The sequence below is a fragment of the Paenibacillus algorifonticola genome, from assembly GCF_050481745.1.
Classification (GTDB): Bacteria; Bacillota; Bacilli; order Paenibacillales; family Paenibacillaceae; genus Pristimantibacillus; species Pristimantibacillus algorifonticola_A.
Map to the genome: position 1 here is coordinate 228,669 of NZ_JBCNGR010000008.1, position 26,730 is coordinate 255,398.

Below are 26,730 nucleotides of genomic sequence, written 5' to 3' on the forward strand. Positions count from 1 at the left end.
ATTGCTGCGGTAATTCTCTACGCCCGTTTATGACCAGACAAGCTTTGAATAATCCGCCACAACCGCTATATCTTCTGCAATTAAAGAGAGAGTCGCCAAACGGTTAGCACGTACCTTCTCATCTTCCGCCATAACCATTACAGCATCGAAATACGTATTGATTGGTGTTTTCAATGCAGCAAGCTTTGCTGCAGCATCAGCAATTTCTCCTCCGACAACTGCTTGCTGGAACAATATATGAACGGCCTGCCATTCCTTATACAGCGTGGATTCCGCTGGTTCCGCAAACAAAGCTTCGTCTACAACTTTAGTCGTTGCTTTGGCAGCCAAATTGCTGACGCGATTGAAAGCATCCACAACCAGCTTGAATGCTGCGCGGTCCTCGCCCGAAGCTTGCGCATTCAACAGAGCTGCGCGCTCCACGGTCAGGAGCAGATTGTTAAAGCCTGCACCCATTACAGCATCTACAACGTCATAACGAATCGCTTGCTCGGACAACACATTTTTCACACGAAGCGCAAAAAATTCCGTTAAATCCTTGCGTACTTCATCCGCAATGCGCTTCATGCCTCTAGCCTCATGAACCTCAAGCGCCGCATCAAACAAGTCGCTAAGCTGCAAATTCAAACGCTGTGCCAAAATAATTTGCACGACGCCAGCCGCTTGACGGCGAAGAGCATAAGGATCCTGAGATCCAGTAGGAATAATGCCGATGGAGAAGCAGCCAACAATCGTATCCAATTTATCCGCAAGGCTTACAACGGCGCCTGTTATCGAGGCCGGTGCACGATCTCCAGCAAAGCGCGGCTGGTAATGCTCATTAATGGCAGCAGCAACCGTCTCGTTCTCGCCTGCTTTACGAGCATAATCCTCACCCATAATGCCCTGCAGCTCTGGAAACTCGCCGACCATTTGGGTGACCAGGTCGAACTTGCATATATCAGCCGTCCGGGTAATATGCGCTGCGGTACCCGCATCCACCTGCAATTTCGCTGCAAGCAAATCAGCCAAAGATCTGATACGGCCTACTTTATTAGCAACCGTTCCTAGCTCCTCGTGATATACGATGTTTTCAAGCTTGGCAAGCGCGTCGCCAATGGCCAGCTTCTGATCCTCTTCATAGAAGAACTTCGCATCAGACAGACGGGCGCGAAGCACCTTTTCATTGCCTTTTGCTACAACGTCAATTTTGTTCCGGTCGCCGTTGCGCACCGTTACAAAATAAGGGAGCAGCTGACCTTTGCCGTCCAACACCGGGAAATACCGCTGATGCTCACGCATCGACGTAATAAGCACATCCTGCGGAATGTTGAGGAATTCGGGATCAAATGCACCGTATAATACATTCGGAATTTCCACAAGGAACAGCACTTCCTCCAGCAAATCCTGATTGATGGCAATCTCCCAGTTTTGCTCCTTCGCCAGCTGCTCAATTTGAGTGACGATTATTTGTTCCCGCTCTTCTACATCGACGATGACATGCTGCTCGCGCAAACGTTCTTTGTACGCCGCAGGCTCTGTCACTGACGTCTCAGCGCCGAGGAAACGATGTCCTCTGCTGCTGTTGCCGCTGCGCACGCCTGTAATTTCAAATGGTACAACATCTTGGCCATAAAGCGCCAATAACCATTTTATCGGCCGAATGAACTTCAAATCGTAGCTTCCCCAACGCATATTTTTCGGAAACGACATCGAGGTAATTAAATTCGTCAAGCCTTCGGATAAAACAGCAGCCGTATCGATACCGATGCTGCTTTTGTTCGCATATACATATTCTACCCCTGCCAGCTCCTGAAAATAGAGCTGCTCCGGCTCTGCGCCTTGACTGCGTGCAAAGCCAAGCGCCGCTTTGCTCCAATTGCCCTGATCATCCTGGGCAATTTTGCGGGAAGGGCCTTTAACCTGCTCATTGACATCCGCCTGCTTCTCTTCCACACCTTGCACCAAAACAGCAAGTCTGCGCGGCGTAGCATAGGCTTGTACATCTTGATGAGCAATACGCGATTCCGCGAGCCACTTTACCAGCTTCTCCTTAAGCTGATTCATAGCCCCTCTTACAAATCTTGCAGGAACTTCCTCCAAACCAATTTCCAGCAATAAATCTTTAGCCATTACGCCTCGCTCCTTTCTTTCAGCATCGGGAATCCAAGGCGCTCGCGCTCTTCCAAATAAGTCGCAGCCACTTGGCGTGCCAAATTTCTCACGCGCATAATGTAGCCTGTCCGTTCCGTCACGCTGATGGCGCCGCGCGCATCCAGCTGATTGAACGCATGCGAGCATTTCAGCACATAGTCATAGGCCGGGAACACGAGATTATGCTCCATCGTCTTCTTAGCTTCCTCTTCGTACATATTAAACAATGAGAACAGCATCGCGGTATCCGACGTCTCAAACGTATATTTGGAATGCTCATATTCCGGCTGCTTGAACACATCGCCGTACGTTACGCCATCAACCCATTCGAGATCAAACACGTTTTCCTTGTCCTGAATATAGGAAGCAAGACGCTCCATGCCGTATGTAATTTCCACGGCTACCGGACTTGCATCAAGGCCACCCACCTGCTGGAAATAAGTAAACTGCGTAATTTCCATGCCATCGAGCCATACTTCCCAGCCAAGTCCCCATGCGCCAAGCGTCGGTGCTTCCCAGTTATCCTCAACGAAACGGATATCATGATCTTTCGGATCAATGCCTAGGCGAGTAAGGCTCTCCAAATAAAGCTCTTGAATATTGTCTGGTGACGGCTTCAAAATAACTTGAAACTGATGATGCTGATACAACCTGTTCGGATTTTCACCATAACGGCCATCGTTCGGGCGTCGCGAAGGCTCAACATAAGCTACATTCCAAGGCTCTGGCCCAATGGAGCGTAAAAACGTCATCGGGTTCATCGTGCCTGCCCCTTTCTCTACATCGTAAGGCTGCACCAAAATACAATTTTGCTCGGCCCAGAACTGCTGCAGCGTGAGTATCATGCTTTGAAAGTTCATACCTTTTCCGCTCCTTTTTTTGCTTTTGCAATTTCACCAGCGGCGGCAGTCTCAAGGGAACACAAAAACTCTCGCCTCTACGTCTGCCGCCAGACATAGGGACGAGAGCTGATCTCCCGCGGTTCCACCCTACTTGGCTTTCTTGGATGCAGCAACAATAACCAGTTAACCTTACACCAGTTCTTCTCTACTTGCTGCGCAAGAAAACCCGCTTTCTTAAACGCGACTCCGGAGTGCCCTTTCGCTGCTGGTCCGCTCCGGGCTTCCACTATCCCCGAATCGCTAAAGCTGTAACCATCACAACTACTTTCTCCATCATTGTCCGATATTTATATCTGTTTATCATAAACAAATTGCATGCGGTTGTCAAACCTGATGGCAGAAAGCCGTCTATTCCATTGCCCGTTCCCGTTGAAGCGGCGACCAGCCATCAGCTCCAGCCAAAATATGGGTTAGAGAATAATCAGCTGCCTGATCGGCTGTAAGCTGCTGCGACCAGCTAATACGCTTGTCGCTGGAGCCGCCCGGCCCTGTACTTGCGTATTCCCCATAATGAACGGTAGGGTGGGCTTCAGGCTTGTTCCAATCATCCCATCCGGCAGGAGCAATATGCTCGCCCATCCAGCAGCGAATAAAGATCGTTTTGGCATGATTGCGCCATGGCCTTCCTAAATATACACTTCCTGCTGGAGCATCACCTATCAAGCGGCATTCATTGAATACATATCCGTGAGGCGCATGCTCTGGGGTAGATGCAGCAGCAATCCATCCGTTAATGACATCCGGCTCAGCAGCGCCGCGATTTTTAGCAAAAATATCGCAGTAGTTGAACAGCACCGTAGCCGAGCCGAAAATAAAATCAACATCGCCTTCAATATAACAGTTCTCGTAATATTGCCGGGACTGCCTTCTTGGAGCTCCTTCCCTTGGACCGCCAAAAAAACTGCGGTCAATAGGAACTTCCGGCAGCGGCCCCGTAAACAGCGTATCCTGGTGTCCAATTAAACGACAATTGCGGAAGCAGGCGCGATCGCCATCGGTGTAAAGTGCGAGCGCTTGGCCTACCTTTTCCCCGGGGCCAGCCGTATTGATAAACGTCATATTTTCTCCTATAAAATCATCCGCTCCAACGAAAACAGTATACGAATAAAACGTATGATAGAGCTCGCCGTCCGGAAATGCTTTTGTGGCATGGTCGTCAAAGCTGATGATCGTCTCATTGGCGCTTTCCCCTATTAAGCTGATCATTGGCTTTTCGATATGAAGCTTCTCATAATAAAACCCGTTGCGAATGTAAATGATGACCCGCTCCTTGTTCGTTGCTGGAACGGTATCAACAGCTGCTTGAATAGACGTAAAATCACCGCTTCCGTCAGCGGCTACTACAACGGAGACAACCTTATCTTCTTCTTCTTCTTCTGCTTTCATTCTAGCCGTTACACCTCCGCCGGAAAAGCAGGATGCCTGCCCTCGTCCGTCTCCTGAAAAATCGCTTCCGCTGTCCGTATCGCCCAGGAAAGCTTCTTTGTCTGTTGCATCGCAAAGTCCTCCTTCAATAATGTCTGCCCAGCGCAGACTATAAAGCCGCCATTGCTCCTAGCCTCCTATTAGAATAAATTCTAACTAAATTAGCTCCTTGCAAATCGCTACCGAATTCCGTAAATACAGCTTCGGCTGGATGACAACCGGATATTTAGCATCTTCACCCCGTATTAGTGCCACAATCAGCTCAGCAGCCTGAACAGCCAGCTCGCCGAGCGGCGGGCCGATCGTCGTCAATGCGACCTCGGCATACTGCATATCCGGCAAATCATCGTAACCGATTAACGATATATCCTGCGGCACTTGGAAGCCCGCTTCAATGAAAGCACGCAGCGCCCCGCGTGTAACCAAGTTGTTGAGGCCGATGAAGGCGGTTGGCGAGCTGCTCGTAAACGTGTAGTTGCGTACGGCAAAATAACCGTCTTCCCAAGAGGAATAAGCCGGAAGCACGCTGCCTTCACAAAATTCCAATCCCGTCCGCTGCAGCGCCTCCTTGTATCCTTCAATTTTTATGTTCTGGGAGTTGCCGATAAACCCAATCCGCTCATGGCCATGCGCTTTCAAATGCTCGACCGCTTTGAAGATGCCTTCTTTGCGGTCGATTTTAATATAAGGCGAATTGGGATTTTCATCCGCGCCGAGTACGAAGCATGGCATCGGCATCGAGGAGACGAGCTTCCAGAACGCCTCCCGATCATCCAGCATGTACTCCCAGAAAATACAACCATCGACTCGAAGCTGGCTGAAGATATCTACCCCATCGCCCGCTATGACCAAAATCATTTGATAGCCGCGGCTTTTCAGCTCGCTATGCAAATTTTTCGAGATATTGGAAAAGAGCGGGTTGCTGAGTTCATCCAAAACAAAGCCAATAATATTGCTTTTGCCTGAAGAAAGCTGCTGTGCCATAATATTTTTTCGGTATTGATATTTTTCCGCAATTTCCAGCACCTTCTGTCTAGTTGCCGGTTTAATTAGCGGATCATTGTTCAATGCCTTGGAAACTGTGCTGTAGCTTACTCCTGCAAGCTTGGCGATGTCCTTTATTGTAACCATTCCTGAGCCCACACCTTTCCCATCAACCGCTTGCGGGTCCTCCTGCCCTATGCCCTATGCTATAGAAGCTAGGATTTCGAGGCAGCCAAATACCGATCATACTGAGCCTGTCTGCCCGCAATGATTTGTTCAATATTCATATTTTTTAAGTTTGCAATATAAGCATCGAATTGATCAAGACTTTCTTTTCCTGTAATGAATTTCAAATTCATTTCATCTACATACGTTTGGATGTCCGGCATCGACATATTCTCAACGCTTGCTTCCTCCGGCAGCGCATATACGATAGGGAATGGAGGACGGATGTATTGCTCAAGCTCCTTATCCCGTTTCTCATGCCATGGCGCTACGATTGCATCCGCAGAATCTGTCGATTGCGCGCTAGGCAGATTGACCGGTCCAATGCCATATTTTTGAATGAAGTCATTGTCCTTGCCCTTCTCGGTAAAATGCTTCTTGCCGTCCTTGACTTCGTACGTTACGCCTTCAATACCCCAAGTGTAGTAGGTTTGCGCTTCTTCACCAATAGCATAGTCTAGAAACTTGAAGGCCAGCTCAGGGTTTTTCGCATTTTTGGAAATGCCGAAAATCCCGCTTACTGGCGTACGCCCCACGTAAAACTGGTCACCATGCGGACCTTTCAGCGGCAAAATGCCTTGGATAAGCGGCTCCTCCGGATTGTAGTCCGCGAACAACGGGCTGTAAACCATGGAGGTATACCAGCTGAAGTTGAATGTAGCTCCAGTTACATTTTGTGAAAATCTCGATGTCACTTGATCCGCTGTCGTACTGGCAAAATCAACGCCCAGCAAACCGTCTTTATACAAGCCGTTCAGGTAAGTTAAATACTCCTTGTATACCGGCTCGTAGTAGCCATAATGCACTTTACCGCTGTCATCGGCGTAAAAATTACTCGATAAATCCATACCAAACACCGGACCAAAGGCCATCGGGATAAATTTCGGGTCCATCGACATTGGAATTTCATCCTGCTTGCCATTGCCATTCGGATCATCTGTTTTGAATTTTCTCAGCATTTCTGTAAATTCGTCGAGTGTAGTCGGCTCTTGAAGGCCTAGCTTGCTGAGCCATCTTTCATTTACCATAAACTCTGGCATATAATTTTTCGTCAGCGTCTGCTGCGGGATATAATACATTTTACCATCTGGAGTTGTCAGGCTGGCCTTAATATCTGGCGACTCCCCATAAAGCTTCTTCAAATTGACGCCATATTTCTCGTACAGCTCATTAATCGGCAGAAACATTCCGCTGCTCAAATATTTCATCGTCTGATCCTTGTCGGGCAAATACACAATGTCAGGCAAATCCGTACCAGCTGCAAGCCTCGGCCCTACCGCATCCGGATAGTTTTGCGGAGGCAGCAGCTCCCAGTTTACTTTTACATTGGCATTTTTCTCAATCTGCTTGACAATTTCTGCCGTTGCCAGGTCCACATTCGTCGTCCAAGCATTCGTTCCTAGAATGGACAGCTCCTGGTTAGCTTGGTCGGTTATCGGCCCTGATCCGTTGTAGGCTGGTCCCGACTCCACGGCCGTGCTTGCCGCTGGTGCAGCATTTCCATCTGTTGCTGCCGGCGTCCCACTGTTGCTGCATCCCGCCAATGCTGTTGCCAAAATCATGACCGACAATACTCTTTTTGTCCCTTTTAACTGTTGTGCCATTTAACGTTCCCTCCCATTAGTCAAAGCCGAGTTTACAAGCGGTCATTAGCCTTTCACTGCGCCCAGCGTAATGCCTTTAACGAAATAACGCTGGATAAAGGGGTAAATCATAATAATAGGCAAAATGCTTACGACGATAGACACATATCTGACCTGCAGTGAGGATACCGCAAGCGAGGCCGTCGACGTTGCACCTCCCATACGCTGCATAATTTCCGGAGATGCCATAATGAGCACCCTTCGCAGAAAAATTTGCAGCGGCTGCAGCTCCTGATTGCCTAAATAAAGCAGTGCCGAGAAAAAATTGTTCCAGTGAAACACCGCGTAATACAAGGTCAGTACCGCAAGCGTTGGCTTGACGATCGGTACGGCGAGCCGGAACAGCATCGTAATATCATTCGCTCCATCGATGGAGGCGCTCTCGAAAATTTCCTTCGGAATGCCTTCAAAGGCCGAGCGGCAAATCATGACGTTGAACGTAATGACGAGCACTGGAACGACCATAACCCATCTCGTATTGTAAAGGCCAAGTGTCGTCAGCAACATGTAGAGCGGAATTAATCCGCCGGAGAAATACATCGTAAAGGCAATGAAGAAATTCAGCTTGCGTCTTAGGAAAAAATGCGCTCTGGACAAAGGGAAAGCGGCCAGGCAGGTGGCGACAATGTTCAGCGTCGTTCCGACAACGGTGTACCATACCGTATTGTAAAAGGAAACCCACAGCTCCTTGTACTGAAGCACCATTTTATACCCCGAAATCGTGAAATCGACTGGATATAAAAACACCTGCTGCTTGTCAATCGCGCTGACGGAGCTGAATGATACGCTGACGACATAGAGGAAAGGATATAAAGTTACGAGAATGGCCACACAAGTTATGAAATACACGAGGCCATAATAAATCAGATCTGTGCTAGATTTTTTCATACCTAACTCCTTTTCCAGCGGCTTGTATGGTGTGGGCTTTTACCATAGCGACATGTTCGTTGCCCGACGAGTTAATTGATTCGCCGCAAATACGAGAATAAAAGTAATGATGGAATTGAATACGCCAATGGCTGTTGCGAAGCTGTAGTTTTGCCCGATGATACCCATCCGGTATACATAGGTTGAAAGCACATCTCCTGTTTCATACGTTGCTGCATTATAGAGCAAATATACTTTCTCGAAGCCTACGCTCATAATGCCGCCAAGCGACAGCAGCAGCAAAATAATAATCGTAGGTTTAATGCTCGGAAGCGTTAAATGCCATAATTCCTGAAATTTGTTGACCCCGTCGATTTTTCCCGAATCATACATTTCTGGATCAATGCTCATAATAGCTGCAATATAGATGATGGAGCTAAAACCGAAGCTTTGCCAAATGTCCGAGCTGGTGAAGATCGTTCGGAACCATCCCGGCTCCATCATGAAATTAATCGGTTCAAGTCCTACTTTCCCCAGCAAAATGTTGACGATGCCATCCGTCGGCGACAGGAAGTTGATCAGCATGCCGGCGATGACAACGGTTGAAATAAAATGCGGCAAATACGTAATCGTTTGGGCGAAGCGCTTGAACGCCCTGTTTTTAATTTCGACTACGCAAATCGCGAATAAAATCGGAATCGGAAAGCCGAACAGCAATGGCAGAAAAGCGAGCAAAAAGGTGTTGCGGAGTAGCCTCCAAAAATAAATCGAGTCATAAAATTGGATGAACCATTTTAACCCCACCCAATCTCCGCTGAAGATCCCCTTTCCTGGGGTAAAGTTTTTGAAAGCCATAATGACGCCCGGCATTGGAAAGTACATAATGACCAAATAATAAATAAAAATAGGGGAAAACATGAGCAGCAAATATTTGTCCCGTTTGATTAGCCTAATCAGAGTCGCAGTGCGGCTATTCAATGAAATCCACTCCCTTCAGGTTAAAATTTACAACGTTTGAAAAATTGAATATGACGCTGACTCCAATCAAGGATCAACAGGCAAATTATCTACTCATCATTCCCCCTAACCAAAATTTACAACGTTGTAATTTTAATATAAATGTATGCGTTTTCATTACGTTTTTTATCATTCTAGCAGTTTATTTTCGTTTTGGCAATGAAAACGATTTAGAATTTTTTAAAGTCCCGCCATCACTGGGTTTCAGCGTTCGTTGGATTCGTCAGATTAATGGGGTCCCGCATTCGCTTGCACGATATTCGGAACATTCTGAACTGCATCCAGCGAATAGCTGTAAGGGAACGGCAGCGATGATGGGAATGCAGCTCCAGTGGCCGATGTTCCAGTTGTCTGGTTGTAATAATTGTTGCGCTCATAAAACGTATAGGCATGCGTTGAGCTGTCTAGTCCAACCTGATTGCTTTGATTCGTTTTGTAAAAATAATTGCGTTCAGAAAAAATGACGCTGCCGCTGCCAATTTGGTTCGCATTGTATTGCTGCTGCGAAAATCCGGCTGAATTGTTGCCGCTCGGCGTTGTGCTGTTATCAAAGTAATTGTTGTACAGATGAACAAAGCCTCTCATCAGCGGACGCCCTTTCATATTCGGGCCGAACCAATTGTGATGCATCGTGACATGCAGCTTGCCGCCACCATAGGTGTAAGAATCGTTGGCATTCGAGCCAATAATGAGCGCAAGTCGCTCGGAGGCGAGATCCTGATTAACGCCTACCCAGTTCCACAACGGATTCGGATTCATATTTACCCAGCTGTCTGTAAAGTAGAAATGATTATAGGAGAGGGTTACATTATCCGACTTTTGCGAGACGAGCAGCAAATCGTCACTAATGTTGTAGAAGGTGCAATGGTCCACGAGCGCATTCGTCACCCGGCGGAAGGATACGCCCAAATAGTTGGTGCCGCTTCCGCCTGGCTGCGTCGCTGCTCCTGAAAGATTTTGCAAATCCTGAATTTTGCCGTAAAAGGTAATGTTCTTAATAACGATATTTTCGATATTCGTTCCTGCCGCAAGCAGCTCGCCACTGAACTTGAGCTGAATATTTTGCAGCACCGCTTGTCCGCCTGCCGCCCCTTCAATCGTGACATTGTTCCAGCTGGTGCTCGCGAATGTCAGTGTCGTTAATTGCGAGCCGCCGTAAATGTTGCCTCTAACAATAATGTGATGCTTTCCACTGTTAAAGGCCGCTTGCAGCTCGGCCAGGTTGGTCACGGTGACCGCTGCAGCCGTAGAGCCATCTGTTGTTCCATAACCGCCTGTTGAAGCCGCCGACGCTTTAGATACACCAAAATCTGATACGGGCGCTGAAACTAAACAAGCACTCACCATCAACGTACTCAGTAAAACTATAGACCATTTTTTCAAAAGCATTGCCTTACCTCCTCTTGGGTTTTGGTGAAGCGGTGCAGCTGATCAATCACATCCTCCTTTCTATCCTGAAAGCAAACGATCAAATAGTAAGCGCTTACAAGATGGAATTGATTATACATCTTTTTGTAAATTTTGGATAGTATTTTCTTTTTTTAAAGGGAGCAGGCTCATGGCCTGCTCCCTTCCCTCACCATTCCTTATTTCCCTTTTGCTAATTTTCCTGCCTGCATCCGTTCCCGTTCGATCAGTTCCTTCATTGAGGAATTACCCATCAGCAGTACACAAGCAAGCGCCAGCACGGCCGGCACGATCGACCACATGAACGTTGTGGAAATTGAATGCGACAGCGCGCCAATGATTTTATCCATTATTTCCGCTGGAATCGACTCCCGTTTTTCAGGGGTTAAAATTTGCCGAACATTTTCAGTAGGAAGCGCCGCTCCGCCACTGCCGCCTGAAAAAGCGTCGGTCATGCCATTCGTGAAGCTGTTGCGCTGAATAATCCCAAACACGGTAATGCCCACTGTCATCCCGAACGAACGTATAAAGGACATCGTGGCATTCGCTGAACCACGCTGCCTCATATCGAAGCTGTGGATGGTAGACATTCCAAGCACCGAGAACGAGAAGCCAATCCCAAAGCCGGTAATGAACATATAGAAGGCAAGCGTCCATTTAGTCGTTTCCGGACTGATCGTTGAGAGCAATACAATGCCTGCAATAAAAATAATGGCGGACAGCACCATAACATTGCGATATGGCATTTTATTAGCGAGAAAACCGCCCATTTGCGCTGCAAATACCGAGCCTAATGTCATCGGCAGCAGCATCAGTCCAGAGCTGGTAGCCGTACCTCCGTATACCCCCTGCACAAAAATCGGAATGTACAAAGCTGCTGTAATAAAGGCTGCGCCATAAAAAAGGGCAGCACCTGTACTTGCGCCATACAGGCGCACACGGAACATTTTGAACGAAATTATCGGCTCAGCCGCCTTACGTTCAACAAATATGAAAATAATAAACAAAATAGCGAAAGCCGCGAACAACCCTAAAATTTGGGTAGAATCCCAGGCGTATTCATTGCCGCCAAGCTCAAGAGCGAACATTAAGCTGACAATCGAGCCCACAAGTGTTGCGGCTCCCCACCAATCAATTTTCTGCTTGGAGTGTTCCATCGATTCCTTGTAAAACAATAAAATAAATAACATCGCTACAATACCGAACGGAATATTAATATAAAAAATCCAGCGCCAGTTGATGTAGTCGGTAAAATAGGCGCCAACCAGCGGGCCGAACAAGCTTGACGTACCGAATACGGCGCCAAACAAGCCTCCCATTTTACCGCGCTTTTCAGCTGGAAATACGTCGAAAACAATCGTGAAGGCAATCGGCATCATCGCGCCGCCACCGATACCTTGAATCGCTCGGTAAATGCTGAGCTGTGTGATGGACTCAGCGGTTCCGCAAAGCACCGATCCAAGTAAAAATAAGAAAATACCTAATATAAAAAACCGTTTCCTGCCGTACATGTCGGATAGCTTGCCGAAAATCGGCATTCCTGCCATCTCCGTTACCAAATATGCAGAGGTGACCCATACAAATTTATCCATACCGCCAAGATCGCTCACAATCGTTGCCATTGCCGTCGAAACAATCGTATTATCAATTGATGCAACGAAGATGGCTAGCAGCAATCCTGCTACGACGAAGCCAAGTCTACTTTGACTCGCAGACATTAAAAATTCCCCCTTGAAATGATGTGTTGTACTTGAAAAGCTCAGGTTGTAGCGTATTGCCTTGCTCGCTTAGCCTTGTTATTATAAACAATCTCTACCTAGCGTCCTATTGGACGAGAGAACGAATAAACGCTCGGTCCTGGGACCGAACGTTATTCTTTATAAGCTATATTTATCAAGCTGATCCAGAAAGCCGCGAGATTTCAGCGGAATGCCAATATGCAGATCCATCAGCATACGCATTACCTTCTTAAGCTCCTGCTTCGTTTCTGGCTTGACTTGAATAGAACCAAGCCTGCGCAAATCCATTCGGACAAATAATCGCAGCAACTTATACGCTGCTTCAGATAATACGATACCTTGGGGGTCTTTGTGACCGCAGCGTCGGCATAATACACCGCCTGCGGCTGCACTAATTCGGAAGGGAGTCTCCTCACCGCCGCATTCCACACAATGATCCAGTACAGGCGCATAGCCAGACATATCCAGCACTCTCATCTCGTAAAGATGAGATACAATTTGCGGGTCCTTTCCCTCTACCAAGCCGCTTAAATAAGCTTTCAGCTGCTCGAATAGAAAAGAACTGGTATCCTCCTCCTGCATCGCCCTATCCGTTAATTCTGCCGCATAGGAAGCGTAAGCAGTCAGCTCCAGCTGCTCGCGAAGCAGATGGTTGGACGCTAAAATCTCACCATGATTCAGCGTACCCAGCCCGCTTGTGCGAAAAAAAGTAAATTCCGCGTATGTAAAGGGCTGCGCGAGAGAAGCGTGCCTGCTCCGAGCCTTCTTCGCGCCGCGTATCAATATCCCTACCTTGCCATTCGTATTCGTCAGCACATTAATTATTTTATTATTTTCCCCATAATCCATGCTGCGAATAACGATGCCTTCCAAACGATACAGCATAATGAAACTCCCCCATGACCTGCTTAAGACAGTCAGAAGGCTGCGAGCCCACTGAACTAAGGAGAAGCTTCTTCTAGCTCGGACGCCCATTCCTGGTCATCACCGAGCATTGAGTTAGGATGATCCGCTTCTCCAAGCTGATCCATTTCCTTGTAGAGCATATATGACTCCACATCACCGGTCAATGTAAAATACTTCCACGAAAAATTCCGCAATCGTATCAACCCTTTCCGCCTCGGAAATGCTGCTCCAGACGGTATTAGATTGCGTTGATCGCATGAATGTTATCCTTAGCAATTTACGTCAAATTAGAAGCGGACCATTAGTCATTTCTAAAGCCTAAGTCTTTAAGCACTCTCTCCTGGTTGCGCCAATCCTTCTTGACCTTGACCCACAGCTCAAGGAACGTACGAGAGCCCAGAAGCGCTTCAATATCGCGGCGCGCCAGCTTGCCAACTTCCTTGAGCAAGGCACCCTTTTTCCCGATAATAATGCCCTTCTGGGAATCGCGCTCGACATAGATGACACAGCCGATGTAGACAACGCCATTTTCCTGCACCTTCATGTCCTCAATCGCAACCGCAATGGAATGCGGAATTTCCTCACGCGTCATATGCAAAATCTTCTCGCGCACCAGCTCCGTTACAACGAACTGCTCCGGATGATCCGTAATTTGATCTGCAGGGTAATATTGCGGTCCTTCAGGCAAATAACGGATCAATTGATCCATAAGCGTCTCCACATTATTGCCCTGCAGCGCAGAAATCGGAATGATTTCCGCAAAATCATATAAATCTTTATATTGCGTAATAATTGGCAGCAGCTGCTCTGGATCGATTTTGTCGATTTTGTTCAGCACGAGAAAAATCGGCGTTTTGACCTTTTTAAGCTGCTCGATAATAAAACGGTCGCCGCCACCAATGCCGTCGGCTACATCAACAAGAAACAAGGCAGCTTCGACTTCTTGAAGGGCGCTTTGGGCGGTTTTCATCATGTAGTCGCCAAGCTTGGACTGCGGCTTGTGAATGCCAGGCGTGTCCAGAAATACGATTTGCGTATTGTCTTTCGTGTATACACCATGAATTTTGTTGCGTGTCGTTTGGGGCTTATCCGACATAATGGCAATTTTTTGCCCGATCAGATGATTCATCAGCGTGGACTTGCCCACATTAGGTCGGCCGATGATGGCTACAAAGCCGGAACGAAATTTGCCGTTTGAACGGTTGTCAGTTGTAGGTGTACTCATTAAGCTTCAGCTTGCCCCTTTTTCAATACCATTGGTGTAAATGCTCCAGGCAGCAAGTCTGAGACGGTCGAAATCGACCAGTTGCCCCGCAGATTGCCCATAATAACTGGCGTATCCGGGTAAAGCAGCTCAACGAGCACCTGGCGGCAAATTCCGCATGGCGTAATAGGTTCTTCCGTATTGCCAATAACTGCAATCGCTTGAAATTGTCCTGGCTTTTTGCCATCGGCAATCGCTCGGAACATAGCGGTGCGCTCCGCGCAGTTGCCAGGACCATAAGCGGCATTTTCAACATTGCAGCCAAAGTGGACATGCCCGTCGTTATCCAACAGGGCAGCGCCAACATTAAATTTGGAATACGGGGTGTATGCCCGCGTCATCGCCTCACCTGCCTGATTAAGCAGCGCAGCATAATTCTCCTGTAAACCCTCATAAGTAACTGTCATTTATTATTAGCTCCCTTAAAATCACTGTCTTCCCGCCGTTATTACCTTCCACAATGGCGGGCCAAGAATAATAAAACCAATGAAGACGGCAAAGCATGCTGCCAGCAGTACAGCGCCAGCAGCAACATCTTTTGCCGTCTTAGCGAGCGCATGGCGCTCCGGGCTTGCAAGATCTACAACCTTTTCCACCGCAGTATTAATCATTTCTGCTACGATTACAAGTGCCATCGTGAGCAGCAGCAGTGCCCATTCCATACCTGAAAGCGATAGAAAAGCACCGAGCAGAATGACGGCAGCAGCGACCAGCACATGAATGCGCATATGGCGCTCATTTTGCACGCCAAATGCGATGCCCGCCCACGCAAATCCTAAGCTGCGTATGAATTTTTTCATTAACGCGACAAGCCTGCCTTCGAAAGCACCGCTTCCTGCTTGCTCGTCATCACTGCCTCATCGCTTTCCGTCTCGTGATCATAACCGATTAAATGCAGAAAGCCATGAACGAATAGGAAGCCGATCTCCCGCTCGAGCGAATGGCCGTACTCCTCACTTTGCTCAACCGCTTTCTCCACGGAAATGACGATATCACCCAGCATGCCCGATATAGGATCAACTTCATCTTCGCTTTCCACTTCAAAAATGATGTCCAGCTCATCTGTGCCATCATCCTGCATCGCAAATGATAAAACATCAGTAGGGCGATCAATATTGCGGTAGTCGCGATTCAACTGATGAATTTGCTCATTGTCGGTAAAAGTCAGCGTCACTTCGCCCGTTGTCAAACCTTCCGCTTCGCCAGCCAGCCCAAGCAATTGCTCCAACCGGGTGATCCATGCTTCGGGGATGTCTACCTTATCCTGCTCATTACTATAATCCAGCTGCAAACTCATGCTAAACGCTCCTTTGACTTAACATCCTCAGGGTACTCAATGCGGGAGTGAAAAATCCCGATGACGCTTTCCTTGAGCGACTGCGCGATCTTATCCAGCTCCTTGAGCGTCAAATCGCATTCGTTGTATTGATTGTCGTCCAGCCTGCTTTTGATAATTTTGTTGATCATCGCTTCTACCTGCTCAACCGTTGGGCTGCGCAGGCTGCGGACAGCTGCTTCCACGCAATCGGCAATGCCGACCACAGCGGCTTCCTTCGACTGGGCTTTCGGGCCAGGATAGCGGAAATCATCCTCCGTAAAGGAAGGCTCCTCCCCCTGTTCCTCAGCCTGCTTAAGCGCCTTGTAATAAAAGAATTTCAGCGACGTCGTGCCATGATGCTGCTCGGCAATATCACGAATAGGCTTCGGTATATTATGCGCCTTGAGCATATCGACACCGTCCCGCGCATGAGCGCAAATGATCGACCGGCTGAGCTTTGGATCAATCGAATCATGCGGGTTTTCCATGTTGGTCTGATTTTCAATAAAATAATTCGGCCGCTTCGTCTTCCCAATGTCATGGTAAAACGAGCCTACACGGCAGAGCAGCCCGTCCGCCCCGATGGACTCAGCCGCAGCTTCCGACAAATTGCCGACCATGACGCTGTGATGATACGTTCCCGGCGTCTCCGTGAGCAGCTTGCGCAGCAGCGGATGGTTCGGATTAGACAGCTCGACTAGCTTGAGCGCTGACAAAATGCCAAAGGTCACTTCAAAAAACGGCATAAGGCCAATAACAAGTACGGCTGTAAGCAAGCCGCTCGCAAAGGCAAAGCAAAGCGAATACACAAGCGGCCCCTGATCCAGCCGCTCCGTCAGCAGCATAAGCGTAAGAACGGAAAACGTGCCGAACAGGCTGACCATAATGCCTGCCTTTAAAATCGTCGATCGCTGGCTCGCTCGATGAATCGAGAAAATAGCAGCAACAGATACGACGATAATGACAAAGCCGTATTGAAAATCGAAGATTTGATTTTGCCCCGTGCCCGCATTCAGCACAATGCTGCCGATAATCGCAAACAAAATCGAGCTAATCAATGCCAAATGCATATCCAGCAGCAGCGTAATCAGCATCGTCCCGAGCGCCGCCGGAGCAAGGAAGCCGACATACGGGATTTCATCTGTCTGGATTAATGAAATAATGATCATCACAACGATATTGATCAAATAAATGAGCCACAGCATTAAAATTTGCGCATTGTTATATTTCGGCTTCAGGCCGGAAATGCCGCCAGACTGATGCAAATAGCTGTACATCGCCGTGATGAACAAAACGGACAAAATTAGCAAGCCAAGCTGCGGCCAATAATTGCGTTTATCCTGCAGCAGCGCCGAATCCTTCAGCAGCTCATACATTTCCGGCGTAATGACTTGACCGCGCTTGACGAGAACGTCGCCTTCCTTGATAACGACCTGAGGCGTGTTTTTCTTCGCCTGGATTTTTGCTTCATCCGTTGCTTCCTTATCGAGAAAGCGGTTCGGCATAATCGAGAAACGCGCCAGCTCCTGCACAATTTCACGGCTAGTCCGGTCGGAGAGGGAGCTTGCGTTCACCAGCTCCGCCACACGGGTACGCGCAGCATCCGCACTGCGGAGCTGCTCGCTCATAAGCTTGCGCACAATTTCCTGAGCAACCTGGCGCATTTCCGTGATTGACTCTACCGACATGCGCGGCATTTTATAAAACGTTTCCTCAGGAATCGCATATTCCTGTTCTTTAATAACGACCGCCATCTCATCAAGCAGCGTATCGCTATAAGTGCCATTGCCTTTATTTACCTTGACGTAATTATCGACAAAATCGGGATACCGACCAGGAATTTCATTGCGGTAAATATCGATTTTATTTTGCGTCGTAACCTGATCATCCTGATTCAACTGCTCCATGCGCGAGAATATCTCGCCCAGCAGCAGCTCGCTGCGCAGCGCGACGTTCGAATAGATTGCATCTACGCGGTTCGCCGCTTCCTCCTGCGCCTGAAGCGTCGCCTTGCTGTCCGGTATTTGATGGGGAGCGACGATATCCTTCTCGCTGGCAACGCCCTCTTGAATATCATACGTTTCCGGAACGAGATGCGGAGCGAGACTGAAATAAAACAGCAACACAAATAATAACATGAGCACGAAGCGGACAGCTACGCTCTGTTTCCACCCCGCAGCCTTGGAGCTCTGCAGGTTCCCCTGTTTACCGGAATGATTCTGGTTCTGGTTCTGGTTCATGGAGCGGACATTCCTCTCTATGCTTTGTTCTCAGCGTCCTGATTGTAGGCGACAATGATTTTCTGCACTAAGGAGTGACGGACAACATCCTGCTCGGAAAAAAAGATAAAGCCAAGTTCGTCTATGTTTTGCAAAATCCGTTGTGCTTCTATTAAACCCGAGTTTTTCCCCCTTGGCAAATCAATCTGTGTCACATCGCCAGTAATAACCATCTTTGAGCCGAAGCCTAGCCGTGTCAAAAACATTTTCATTTGCTCCGGCGTCGTATTCTGAGCTTCATCTAAAATAATAAAGGAATCATCAAGGGTCCGTCCCCGCATATACGCAAGCGGTGCAACCTCAATGGTGCCGCGTTCAAAAGCCTTTACCGTCTGCTCAGGTCCCAGCACATCATGCAGGGCATCATAAAGCGGTCGCAAATAAGGATCGACCTTCTCCTGCAAATCGCCGGGCAAAAAGCCGAGATTCTCGCCTGCCTCGACAGCTGGCCTTGTCAGTATAATTCGCTTCACCAAGCCCTGCTTCAAGGCGGCTACAGCGAGCACAACAGCCAGGTAGGTTTTTCCTGTGCCGGCTGGGCCAATACCGAATACGACATCATGCTTGTGAATCGTCTTTACATAATGGCGCTGGCCGATTGTCTTAACCCGGATGGGCTTGCCGCGAAACGTAGTTGTAATTTCAGCCTTGAATAAATCAAGAAGCTCTTCTGCCTGCATCGTACGGGCCAAATCAAGCGCATACATCATGTCTCGCTCTGAAGGCATGTAGCCGCCTCTTACAAGTTGCAGCATAACGCTGAACAGCTGCTCAAGCGAGCGCACCTCCTGCACGGCACCTGAAATGACGATTTCTGCCTCACGAGATGTGATCGAGGACTCGCACTGCGCCTCTACCAGCCTCAGGAACTTGTCCTGCGGGCCAAATACCGCTAATCCTTCTCCCGCGTTTTCCAGCGGAATTCTGACGACTATTGTTTCATTTTGCAAACAACCTCAATCTCCTTGCATCTGGACTAGTGGCATCTCTTTCACAATCGATTGCTCTACTTCAAAAAGAACTTTCATATAAACTTTACCATTCTCCGTCTTTTCATGCAAAACAATTTCATCCCGGATGACCGCATCGCTGCCCGCTTTTGTCATTACATTCGCTTTCGCCTGCAAAATTCCACCCGCGCGCGCTTCATCTGCTGACAGTTTCTGCTCTTCCGTATGTACTTCCATGACCGTCTGCTTCATCCGTCCGAAGGGCAGGCTTATGCTTTTAAAGTTCGCCTTGTCCTCCTCCACGATCGTCTCCGATAGCTCGTACGGATTTTTGCCGTAGCCGCTCACCTGCAGCGCCCTTCCGCCAATGACCACATACCACTTCTCCTTCTTCTCCCCCGTATACACTTTAACCTGCTGAGACATCGGTGAAGCAATATTAAATTCATACCAGACTAGCCCGCGGACAGAGCCCTTCGCCACAACCGACCGCATGTAAGCGCCGCCGCCCAGCGTGCCTGAAATCAACGTTTGGCCTTTTCTGACCTTCGCGTTTTTCTTTACGACAGCGCGACCGCGTTCCGTATAAATTTCCGTAATGACCGCATCAGCAGAAGCGATGAGATGGCGGGGATTTTCCAATTCGCGATGATCAGGTTCGGTCGTTTCCACGACTTGAATGATGATTCTCGTTCCTCTTTTCTCCACACCGATCCATGTTGCTTTCGGCAGCTTGTTGACGAGCCTCTTTGAAATAATATCTGTATCCGCCATGCGGAACGACCATTGGAGCGGGAAAACCCCCTCCTGCCGCGCCGCCTCTACAATTTCCTCCTCCGTCAATTTCACGTTGCCCTTAACTTCAACCGACCATATAAGCGAGGAAAGCAAATAGATGCCAATAAAAAATAACGCAATGCCTGCGATGAAAAATTTTCGTTTTTCCACTCTTACTAACCAAAACGGCATCCCTTGCCGCTTTACGACATGTGCCCTACAGCCTGTCTCCTTTAAAAAAGGCTTCAAGCGAAAATAACCGCTCACCGATACATCAAACTGCAGCTTGCCATCGCCCGTCCAACCGATGGACGCAAGCTGCAGCCCTCCTTCCAATGCCCGATTCACAAGCTGCTCAGGTTGTCCGCCCCTGATAGTTACTGTTACGACGCCGATTACCCAGTCCGACCATTTCAGCTTCAAGCCGCTCCCCTCCTACTCCCGCAAGGCTATGCCCGTAATTTGACCTTCGATAAAAACCTCTTCTGTCCAAATCGTCCGAATAACGAGCGAGCTGCCCGTCACTTCAAGCTCGCCCTTGCTGAGTGCGAGTCTAAGCTGCTCACTGGAAAAATGAATAACACCGCGATGGTTCTCAATATATAACTGGCGATCGCCGATCATCGTCAGCCGGGGAAGATCATAGACGACATCCTGGGGCAAATCCAGAATATCCGCTGTCATTTTGCGAAGTTTGCGTTTTAAACGGTTCATAGGTAAAGGATCGTCCCCCTTATCACGCTCGCCAGACGTTAAATATGACACAAGGCCCATTATCGTACTATATCAAGCTATGCGCCGGGTGATGATTTTATGAAAAATAGCGCAGCCCTCAGCCATCCTTAATGGATTTTTGAAAGCCGCGCTATTCAAAATTAAAGCTTATCTTATCTGACTTTGCCATAAGGACGCTTCGATTTCGGCGGGCCCAATATTTCGGACCAGATGACCGCTTTGCGAAGCTCCTCCGCGCTCAAAGGCGCTAAACGAGTGCCAGTAGCGACCTCAGCCTCGCTGCTAGCCCGATTGCTGCGCCCTGCAGCGGCTTCGCGCTGCTGTGAGGCCGTTATAGCTGCTTGCTGCTTCTGCTTATTCTCAAGCGCTCTGGCGAGCTCTGACAGGTGGCGCTGCTTCTCACGCTCAGCCTCCTCCTCCGCTTGGCGGTAGGAAATCGACCGTTCCTCATAATCATCGTTATCATCCCATTCCGGGTAAGCCTCTTCCTGAGTATATCGACCAGACTGATGCTGCTGCACCTCTGTCCCCTCCTGCGGGTAAGCAGCATCCGCAGCGCTTTGACCATTAAAGTCCGGCATCCGCGGATGGGTCCGTTTTTTCGCACTGACCCGATTGAAAATCGACAGGAGGAAGCCTCCGACAATAACGACGAAATAAATATTTTTTGTAATAAATTCTAATACTTGTTCCACTGGTTCAGATTCACCTCCAGGGTAAGCAGCTACGCCCCTGCTTTATTTGCCATCTTTAATTGTCATTTTTTTCGGTTGGGGCGTCGCTCTTGCCAATGGAATTACGCATTTGTGTATCCGACTCCAGGTTTTTCAGGTTCAAATAGTCCATGACGCCGATTTTTCCGTTTTTGAGCGCTTCAGCCATAGCAACTGGCACTTGCGATTCGGATTCCACGACCTTCGCCCGCATTTCAATAACGCGCGCTTTCATCTCCTGCTCCTGCGCAACTGCCATTGCCCGGCGTTCCTCAGCTTTCGCTTGAGCAATCCGTTTGTCAGCCTCCGCTTGCTCCGTTTGGAGATGGGCACCAATGTTTTTACCTACGTCTACGTCGGCAATATCAATGGACAAGATTTCGAAAGCTGTACCGGCATCGAGACCTTTTCCGAGTACCGTACGGGAAATCATATCCGGATTTTCAAGCACGTCTTTATGGGAATTTGCCGAACCAACCGTCGTAACGATCCCTTCGCCGACACGGGCGATAATCGTCTCTTCACCCGCACCACCGACTAGACGCTCGATGTTTGCACGTACGGTAACACGCGCTTTAACTTTCACCTCAATACCATCTTTTGCTACTGCTGCAACAGTTGGTGTTTCAATGACACGTGGATTAACGCTCATCTGCACCGCTTGAAGCACATCGCGGCCAGCAAGATCAATGGCAGCCGCACGCTCGAACACGAGCGGGATATTGGCGCGCTGCGCCGCAATCAGTGCATTGACAACGCGGTCAACGTTACCGCCTGCAAGAAAATGGCTTTCCAGCTGATTGATATTCAGCCCCAGGCCAGCTTTCGTTGCTTTAATGAGCGGATTAACAATCCGGCTCGGAACAACCCGGCGCAAGCGCATCGCAACGAGCGTAATAATACCGATACGAACACCCGAAGCTAATGCTGAAATCCAGAGCATAATTGGAAAAAAGCTCAGGAAGACGGACAACGCAATAATAACAATAACCGCTATAATCAATATCGAAACAACCGGATCCAGACCCATAAATGAATACCTCCATTGCTTTAGTGAAGCGCTGAATTGCGCTTATGTTATGCTTTTTACTGTCTCTTTCACAACAACCCAAGTTCCTTCTGCCTTAATGACGACAATGCTTGCTCCAGTCGAAATAAACTCGCCTGACGTGACGACATCAATCCGCTGATCGCCGATTTGCACCGTTCCGGCTGGTCTCAGCGGAGTAAGTGTAACCCCAACAAGTCCCAGCAGGCTGTCCTTTTCATCCGCGGATACATAACCCTCTTCCTTCGTCAGCTTATCGCGGAGAATGAATTTGTTCCAAATTCCTCTATGCCTATATTTTCTGAAAATATAATACATCACAAGAACGGCCACTACGAGTGCCGTGACGAGCGAGATAAATGCTGTCATCGGATCAGATGCCGCAGTAACTACCCCAGCAACAAGTGCTGCGCCGCCTAGCAATCCTAAAATTCCGAAGCTTGGAACAAATACCTCGATAATGAGCAAAGCCAAGCCTATTACGAAAAGAACAATCGACTCCATACCTGCAAATCCAGCCACATAATGACCGAAGAAATACAAGCTGAAAGCGATAATGCCCAGTATGCCCGGTACACCGAAGCCTGGCATCAGCAGCTCAACGACGATGCCCGCAATGCCAAGGATGAGCAGCACAGTCATCACATACGGATTAACGAGCCAGCGTGAAGCTTTCTCAGCGAGCGATGGCTCAAACGAAATGAGCTGCTTCTGATCAAGCTTCAGCCATGTAATAGCTTCCCCGACAGAAGCTGCGATATGCTCAGCGTAGCCGCTAGCCAGCGCCTCATCGGCGGATAGGGACAATATTTCCCCAGCCGGTTTCTCTATGCCTGCTTTCGGCAAGCTAAGCGCCACTGTCGTATCAACCATGGCAGCTGCAATATTCGCATCCCGGCCACCCAGCTTTGCAGCCTCCATCATCGTCTTCGTCCAATAGGAGACAATCTTCGGGTTATCAATCAATTGCCCTCTGCCATCAACGACAGCAGCTGCGCCAATTGTGCTTCCCGGCTCCATGACAATATTTTGCGCATTAAGCGCGATGTAAGTACCTGCCGACACCGCTTTTCCCTCAATATACGCGGTTGTAGGAATGGCGCTTTTTCGGATGACCTCCCCGATCTCCTCTGCGCTCGTCACTTCTCCGCCGAACGTGTTAATAACGAGAACGACACGTTCTGCCTTTGCCTCAGCCGCGTCTTTGTAAGCGCGCTCCAAAAATGATTTGAGTCCACTCTCGATTGTCTGTTTGACTGGAACAATGTATACCGCTCCTCCAGCTTCATCTGAGGCAAGCTGCTGAGCCTTTGCAGGCTGCAAACCGACCAGCAGGCCGCTGCCTAAGGCGAGCACCAACGCTGAAAAAACAGCTAATTTCGCCCAAAAAGCGGTTTGGCATTTTTTTATATTCAACCTTCCACCCTCCCTTATATCCATTATATTCGTTATTACGAAGGATTACCCTGAAACGTTGCAAAATAAGCTTAAATAGCTTACACGAACTGAAAACAACGGACCTATTTGGCAAGAAGCCAGAGACCCTTTTTTATGTGATCCGCATATGAAAAAAAGTATGAAAAAGCAAAAAACACCCCTTGGAAGGGATGTTTTCGTCCGAACATATCGTTATTGCAGAAATTGTTGTACGAGCTGATTTACTAGTTTACCGTCAGCGCGCCCTTTCGTTTTTGGCAACAAGGCGCCCATGACTTTCCCCATCTCGGCTTTGGAAGAAGCACCGAGTTCATGGATGGTCTGCGTTACTATCGCTTTTATCTCTTCTTCGGTCAGCTGCGTGGGAAGGTATTGACTAATAATTTCAATTTCTGCGTTAAGACCTGTTACCAGGTCCTCACGGCCGGCTTTGCTAAATTCTTGGAGGGAATCTTTACGTTGTTTGATCTCACGACTTAGGATATCAAGCATTTCACTATCGTCCAGAGGACGCTTCAAATCAATTTCCAAGTTTTTAGCTGACGCACGCATCATACGAATGGTTGTAAGCCGGAACTTGTCCTGATTCCTCATGGCCTGCTTCATATCGTCGTTCAATCTTTCGCTCAGGTTCATTATACTAGGAGCCTCCTAAAACTTTCTCTTACGAGCAGCCTCGGACTTCTTCTTACGCTTTACACTCGGCTTTTCATAATGTTTGCGTTTCTTAACCTCAGCCAACACGCCATCTTTAGCGATAGAACGTTTAAAGCGGCGAAGTGCAGAGTCAATGGTTTCGTTTTTCTTAACCTTAGTTTCAGACACAAGTTTTCCCTCCCTCCGAAACAGACCGTCCAGAGCATTAAACACGGTTTATCAAACTCCATTATAAGTCAAAACAAAATACAGTGTCAACTCACTAATTTCACTCGTAAACAATGCCAAATCCATTTTTCAAAATATCGTAGAACATCATGTAAGTATCCCCATTCGTCAGCTCTTCTACATTGAGCATTTGACCAATGATTTCCTCGCTAATCCAGCCGCGGGAAACGAGATCCTTAAGCGCCGTTTCTCTCGTCGTATCGAGTCCAGCCGTCAGTGCCAGCATATAGGCCGCCTGCTCCAATGTCAATGGCCCCGTCAATAAATCCTTCATATCCTTGACTGCACCGTCAGGAAAACCCGGGAACTGCTCGGGATGCGCTTTTTTGAGCGTTCTAAGCTTGTTCAAATAGCGCCCTATGCTCATCGTGCCATCAAGGTCCCATGCCTCATTGGAATAGCTGCCAGACGTCATATACATGCTCGCAGCTGTCACAAGGCCCTTGAAGTCCTTGTGTTTCATGTAAGCCGGCTGTTCAAACTTTTCATACGTCAAGTCCATGCCCTGCTTAACGAGCTTCTTGCGCAGCTTGCTGATAAGCTTCGTCGATTGGGACAGCTCCCTGACCGTCATGTCGTTGCTAATCGCAAGGCTTGCCGCCGCTCCTGCTGCTTCTGCCGTCGCCATGCCAAGCGGAATGACCCTTGCGCTGCCGTGAGGGATCGTATCAAAGCTGGCTGAGCGTCCAACAACGAGCAGCCCATCAACTTTGAGCGGCACCAGGCTGCGGAATGGGACGCCATATTGCATCGGACTTAGCATAATTGTACCCACATCGCTGTAGTTGATGCTTTGAATATCGACATCGTAGGAGCCATAAGCAATAGCATCCCATTTATCCCGGTTTTCCAGCACATCGGCAAGCGATAGTCTGTATTCGCCGTATATATGACGGGATTCTCTAATATACAGCTCTGATGCAGTACCCGCGTAGTTCATATTGGCAAACTCCGGGTACGTCTTTTTTAAATAATCAACGATGAGCGGAGACTCTTTTTTGCCAACTTCCATTCCTCGAGCCACCGATTCTGGATCAAGCGGATCGACTCCGTAAATTTGCATCGTATTAAACAACATCGTCTCATTGTTTTCTCTGCCAATATTAAGGCTGCGAATTTTCACCTTGTTCGGATCACTCGGCGGATATTTTCTAGCGTCGCCAAATCCCCAAATGCTCGTGCTGTCTAAGCCCAAGCCCTCCAGACCTTTGAAATTCCGCCAAGCCTCGTTCGTCACATTGTCCATTCTAAACACGAGCGTTGCCGCCATCTTCGCTTTGCCTTCGCCAATATCCTGGCGCCCAATGGAGAAAGGCACACCCGAAGCAGCAGCGATATCCGCATCCTGAGTCGCATCAATGACTACTTTCGCCTCTACCTTCTCGGCCTTGCCATCCGGTTTAGTAATGGTCAGCCCCATTAGCTGCATATTCTCGCCGGACTGCTGCAAAATCGGCTCCATCTTCTGCACATGCATGAGCAAATCTATGTTTTGCTCCTGTTTAACCATCTTGTAAAAGACATTGGCCGCCGTATGCGTATCAACCGAACTGCCCTCTACCTGATCAAACCATTCCTGAAATAATCCTTCATTCAAAAACTTCGACTTATGCAAATAGCGGTAATACCATGGTTGATTCGGGGCATAATTCAAATCAAGCGTATTCAGCCCGCCCAGCGTCATTAAACCGCCCAAAATATCGCGGTCCCTGCCTTCAAGCAGCAGTACTTTGAGCCCATTCCTGGCTCCAGACACAGCAGCCATTATACCTTCTGGATCTGTGCCGACAACAATTAAATCATAGTTCGACTGTACGGTTTCAACCGATTCAACCTCCGTAAATGGGGCCTGAACGCGGTCAATGGACAAACGATCGATAGAAGCTACTTTAAATTTATATAAATAATAGCAACCGATCAGCATCAAAAAAGCGAGAGCAACGATCGTCAACATCTTATATTTCGTCTTCAACAACTAAAATAACCTCCGAATTATGAATGCCGCCAAGCAGCAAAGCTTTCATTGCTAGATTAATAGATTCAATTGATTGAAAAAAGAACAGGCCCCCACTTCTC

At 48.3% G+C, this 26,730-nt stretch carries 25 protein-coding genes; all 25 read right to left on the minus strand.

Annotated features, from left to right (window positions below; translation table 11 throughout):
• Positions 1–27 precede the first annotated feature (27 nt).
• On the minus strand, positions 28–2,112 hold the full coding sequence (gene glyS / locus ABEW34_RS08585) for a glycine--tRNA ligase subunit beta (protein WP_430157109.1): 2,085 nt from the start codon (positions 2,110–2,112) through the stop codon (positions 28–30).
• Positions 2,112–2,993, minus strand: a complete 882-nt coding sequence (glyQ, locus tag ABEW34_RS08590) for a glycine--tRNA ligase subunit alpha (RefSeq protein WP_046229903.1) — start codon at positions 2,991–2,993, stop codon at positions 2,112–2,114. The genes glyS and glyQ overlap by 1 nt, the downstream gene beginning before the upstream one ends.
• Before the next feature lie 390 nt (positions 2,994–3,383).
• Positions 3,384–4,421 (minus strand): pectinesterase family protein, encoded by a 1,038-nt coding sequence (locus ABEW34_RS08595; protein WP_430157112.1) that lies wholly within the window; start codon positions 4,419–4,421, stop codon positions 3,384–3,386.
• A 195-nt stretch (positions 4,422–4,616) separates the two neighbouring features.
• Positions 4,617–5,591, minus strand: a complete 975-nt coding sequence (locus ABEW34_RS08600) for a LacI family DNA-binding transcriptional regulator (protein WP_430157114.1) — start codon at positions 5,589–5,591, stop codon at positions 4,617–4,619.
• Positions 5,592–5,659: 68 nt separating this feature from the next.
• Positions 5,660–7,273, minus strand: a complete 1,614-nt coding sequence (locus ABEW34_RS08605; protein WP_430157117.1) for an extracellular solute-binding protein — start codon at positions 7,271–7,273, stop codon at positions 5,660–5,662.
• A 45-nt stretch (positions 7,274–7,318) separates the two neighbouring features.
• Entirely contained in the window at positions 7,319–8,200 is an 882-nt protein-coding gene (locus ABEW34_RS08610) for a carbohydrate ABC transporter permease (RefSeq protein WP_430157120.1), read from the minus strand.
• Positions 8,201–8,239: 39 nt separating this feature from the next.
• A complete protein-coding gene (locus tag ABEW34_RS08615) occupies positions 8,240–9,097 on the minus strand; it encodes an ABC transporter permease (protein WP_430158522.1) in 858 nt (285 codons plus the stop codon).
• A 327-nt stretch (positions 9,098–9,424) separates the two neighbouring features.
• Positions 9,425–10,585, minus strand: a complete 1,161-nt coding sequence (locus ABEW34_RS08620; RefSeq protein WP_430157123.1) for a pectate lyase family protein — start codon at positions 10,583–10,585, stop codon at positions 9,425–9,427.
• A 197-nt stretch (positions 10,586–10,782) separates the two neighbouring features.
• Entirely contained in the window at positions 10,783–12,321 is a 1,539-nt protein-coding gene (locus tag ABEW34_RS08625; RefSeq protein WP_430157126.1) for an MDR family MFS transporter, read from the minus strand.
• A gap of 159 nt (positions 12,322–12,480) precedes the next feature.
• Positions 12,481–13,227 (minus strand): DNA repair protein RecO, encoded by a 747-nt coding sequence (gene recO / locus ABEW34_RS08630; RefSeq protein ID WP_056029308.1) that lies wholly within the window; start codon positions 13,225–13,227, stop codon positions 12,481–12,483.
• 56 nt (positions 13,228–13,283) lie between these two features.
• Complete coding sequence (locus ABEW34_RS08635) at positions 13,284–13,451, minus strand: YqzL family protein (RefSeq protein WP_430157129.1); 168 nt, start codon at positions 13,449–13,451, stop codon at positions 13,284–13,286.
• Between the two features lie 98 nt (positions 13,452–13,549).
• Entirely contained in the window at positions 13,550–14,473 is a 924-nt protein-coding gene (gene era, locus ABEW34_RS08640; RefSeq protein WP_046229910.1) for a GTPase Era, read from the minus strand.
• On the minus strand, positions 14,473–14,919 hold the full coding sequence (gene cdd / locus ABEW34_RS08645; protein WP_046229911.1) for a cytidine deaminase: 447 nt from the start codon (positions 14,917–14,919) through the stop codon (positions 14,473–14,475). The genes era and cdd overlap by 1 nt, the downstream gene beginning before the upstream one ends.
• Positions 14,920–14,940: 21 nt before the next feature.
• Positions 14,941–15,312 carry a diacylglycerol kinase gene (locus ABEW34_RS08650; RefSeq protein WP_430157132.1) on the minus strand — a complete coding sequence of 124 codons (372 nt, stop codon included), beginning with the start codon at positions 15,310–15,312 and terminating at the stop codon, positions 14,941–14,943.
• Positions 15,312–15,809, minus strand: coding sequence for an rRNA maturation RNase YbeY (gene ybeY, locus ABEW34_RS08655; RefSeq protein WP_430157135.1), 498 nt, complete (start codon positions 15,807–15,809; stop codon positions 15,312–15,314). The genes ABEW34_RS08650 and ybeY overlap by 1 nt, the downstream gene beginning before the upstream one ends.
• Positions 15,806–18,070, minus strand: a complete 2,265-nt coding sequence (locus ABEW34_RS08660; RefSeq protein ID WP_430157137.1) for an HD family phosphohydrolase — start codon at positions 18,068–18,070, stop codon at positions 15,806–15,808. Before ABEW34_RS08660 ends, ybeY begins: the two co-directional genes overlap by 4 nt.
• Before the next feature lie 17 nt (positions 18,071–18,087).
• Positions 18,088–19,059, minus strand: a complete 972-nt coding sequence (locus ABEW34_RS08665) for a PhoH family protein (RefSeq protein ID WP_338551966.1) — start codon at positions 19,057–19,059, stop codon at positions 18,088–18,090.
• A 6-nt stretch (positions 19,060–19,065) separates the two neighbouring features.
• The gene (gene yqfD, locus ABEW34_RS08670) at positions 19,066–20,259 is read right to left on the minus strand and encodes a sporulation protein YqfD (RefSeq protein WP_430157139.1); all 1,194 of its coding nucleotides are present in this window, start codon (positions 20,257–20,259) and stop codon (positions 19,066–19,068) included.
• Between the two features lie 12 nt (positions 20,260–20,271).
• Entirely contained in the window at positions 20,272–20,550 is a 279-nt protein-coding gene (gene yqfC, locus ABEW34_RS08675; protein ID WP_046229917.1) for a sporulation protein YqfC, read from the minus strand.
• 173 nt (positions 20,551–20,723) lie between these two features.
• Positions 20,724–21,266: a hypothetical protein gene (locus ABEW34_RS08680; protein ID WP_430157141.1), complete on the minus strand. Its 543-nt coding sequence runs from the start codon at positions 21,264–21,266 to the stop codon at positions 20,724–20,726.
• A 55-nt stretch (positions 21,267–21,321) separates the two neighbouring features.
• Entirely contained in the window at positions 21,322–22,314 is a 993-nt protein-coding gene (gene floA, locus ABEW34_RS08685; RefSeq protein WP_056029336.1) for a flotillin-like protein FloA, read from the minus strand.
• A gap of 42 nt (positions 22,315–22,356) precedes the next feature.
• Positions 22,357–23,748 (minus strand): NfeD family protein, encoded by a 1,392-nt coding sequence (locus ABEW34_RS08690; RefSeq protein WP_430157145.1) that lies wholly within the window; start codon positions 23,746–23,748, stop codon positions 22,357–22,359.
• Positions 23,749–23,961: 213 nt separating this feature from the next.
• Positions 23,962–24,405, minus strand: a complete 444-nt coding sequence (locus ABEW34_RS08695) for a GatB/YqeY domain-containing protein (protein WP_046229920.1) — start codon at positions 24,403–24,405, stop codon at positions 23,962–23,964.
• Between the two features lie 15 nt (positions 24,406–24,420).
• On the minus strand, positions 24,421–24,594 hold the full coding sequence (rpsU, locus tag ABEW34_RS08700; protein WP_046230300.1) for a 30S ribosomal protein S21: 174 nt from the start codon (positions 24,592–24,594) through the stop codon (positions 24,421–24,423).
• 100 nt (positions 24,595–24,694) lie between these two features.
• Positions 24,695–26,629, minus strand: coding sequence for an FAD-dependent oxidoreductase (locus ABEW34_RS08705; protein ID WP_430157148.1), 1,935 nt, complete (start codon positions 26,627–26,629; stop codon positions 24,695–24,697).
• Between the last annotated feature and the right edge of the window lie 101 nt (positions 26,630–26,730).

Coding starts and splice junctions, on each gene's coding strand:
- era (WP_046229910.1), bottom strand. CDS start 14,473: ATGAGTACACCTACAACTGACAACCGTTCAAACGGCAAATTTCGTTCC.
- ABEW34_RS08595 (WP_430157112.1), bottom strand. CDS start 4,421: ATGAAAGCAGAAGAAGAAGAAGAAGATAAGGTTGTCTCCGTTGTAGTA.
- ABEW34_RS08605 (WP_430157117.1), bottom strand. CDS start 7,273: ATGGCACAACAGTTAAAAGGGACAAAAAGAGTATTGTCGGTCATGATT.
- ABEW34_RS08695 (WP_046229920.1), bottom strand. CDS start 24,405: ATGAACCTGAGCGAAAGATTGAACGACGATATGAAGCAGGCCATGAGG.
- ABEW34_RS08650 (WP_430157132.1), bottom strand. CDS start 15,312: ATGAAAAAATTCATACGCAGCTTAGGATTTGCGTGGGCGGGCATCGCA.
- ABEW34_RS08625 (WP_430157126.1), bottom strand. CDS start 12,321: ATGTCTGCGAGTCAAAGTAGACTTGGCTTCGTCGTAGCAGGATTGCTG.
- ybeY (WP_430157135.1), bottom strand. CDS start 15,809: ATGAGTTTGCAGCTGGATTATAGTAATGAGCAGGATAAGGTAGACATC.
- ABEW34_RS08660 (WP_430157137.1), bottom strand. CDS start 18,070: ATGAACCAGAACCAGAACCAGAATCATTCCGGTAAACAGGGGAACCTG.
- ABEW34_RS08615 (WP_430158522.1), bottom strand. CDS start 9,097: ATGTTTTCCCCTATTTTTATTTATTATTTGGTCATTATGTACTTTCCA.
- glyQ (WP_046229903.1), bottom strand. CDS start 2,993: ATGAACTTTCAAAGCATGATACTCACGCTGCAGCAGTTCTGGGCCGAG.
- recO (WP_056029308.1), bottom strand. CDS start 13,227: ATGCTGTATCGTTTGGAAGGCATCGTTATTCGCAGCATGGATTATGGG.
- yqfC (WP_046229917.1), bottom strand. CDS start 20,550: ATGAACCGTTTAAAACGCAAACTTCGCAAAATGACAGCGGATATTCTG.
- ABEW34_RS08620 (WP_430157123.1), bottom strand. CDS start 10,585: ATGCTTTTGAAAAAATGGTCTATAGTTTTACTGAGTACGTTGATGGTG.
- glyS (WP_430157109.1), bottom strand. CDS start 2,112: ATGGCTAAAGATTTATTGCTGGAAATTGGTTTGGAGGAAGTTCCTGCA.
- floA (WP_056029336.1), bottom strand. CDS start 22,314: ATGGGTCTGGATCCGGTTGTTTCGATATTGATTATAGCGGTTATTGTT.
- ABEW34_RS08600 (WP_430157114.1), bottom strand. CDS start 5,591: ATGGTTACAATAAAGGACATCGCCAAGCTTGCAGGAGTAAGCTACAGC.
- cdd (WP_046229911.1), bottom strand. CDS start 14,919: ATGACAGTTACTTATGAGGGTTTACAGGAGAATTATGCTGCGCTGCTT.
- ABEW34_RS08610 (WP_430157120.1), bottom strand. CDS start 8,200: ATGAAAAAATCTAGCACAGATCTGATTTATTATGGCCTCGTGTATTTC.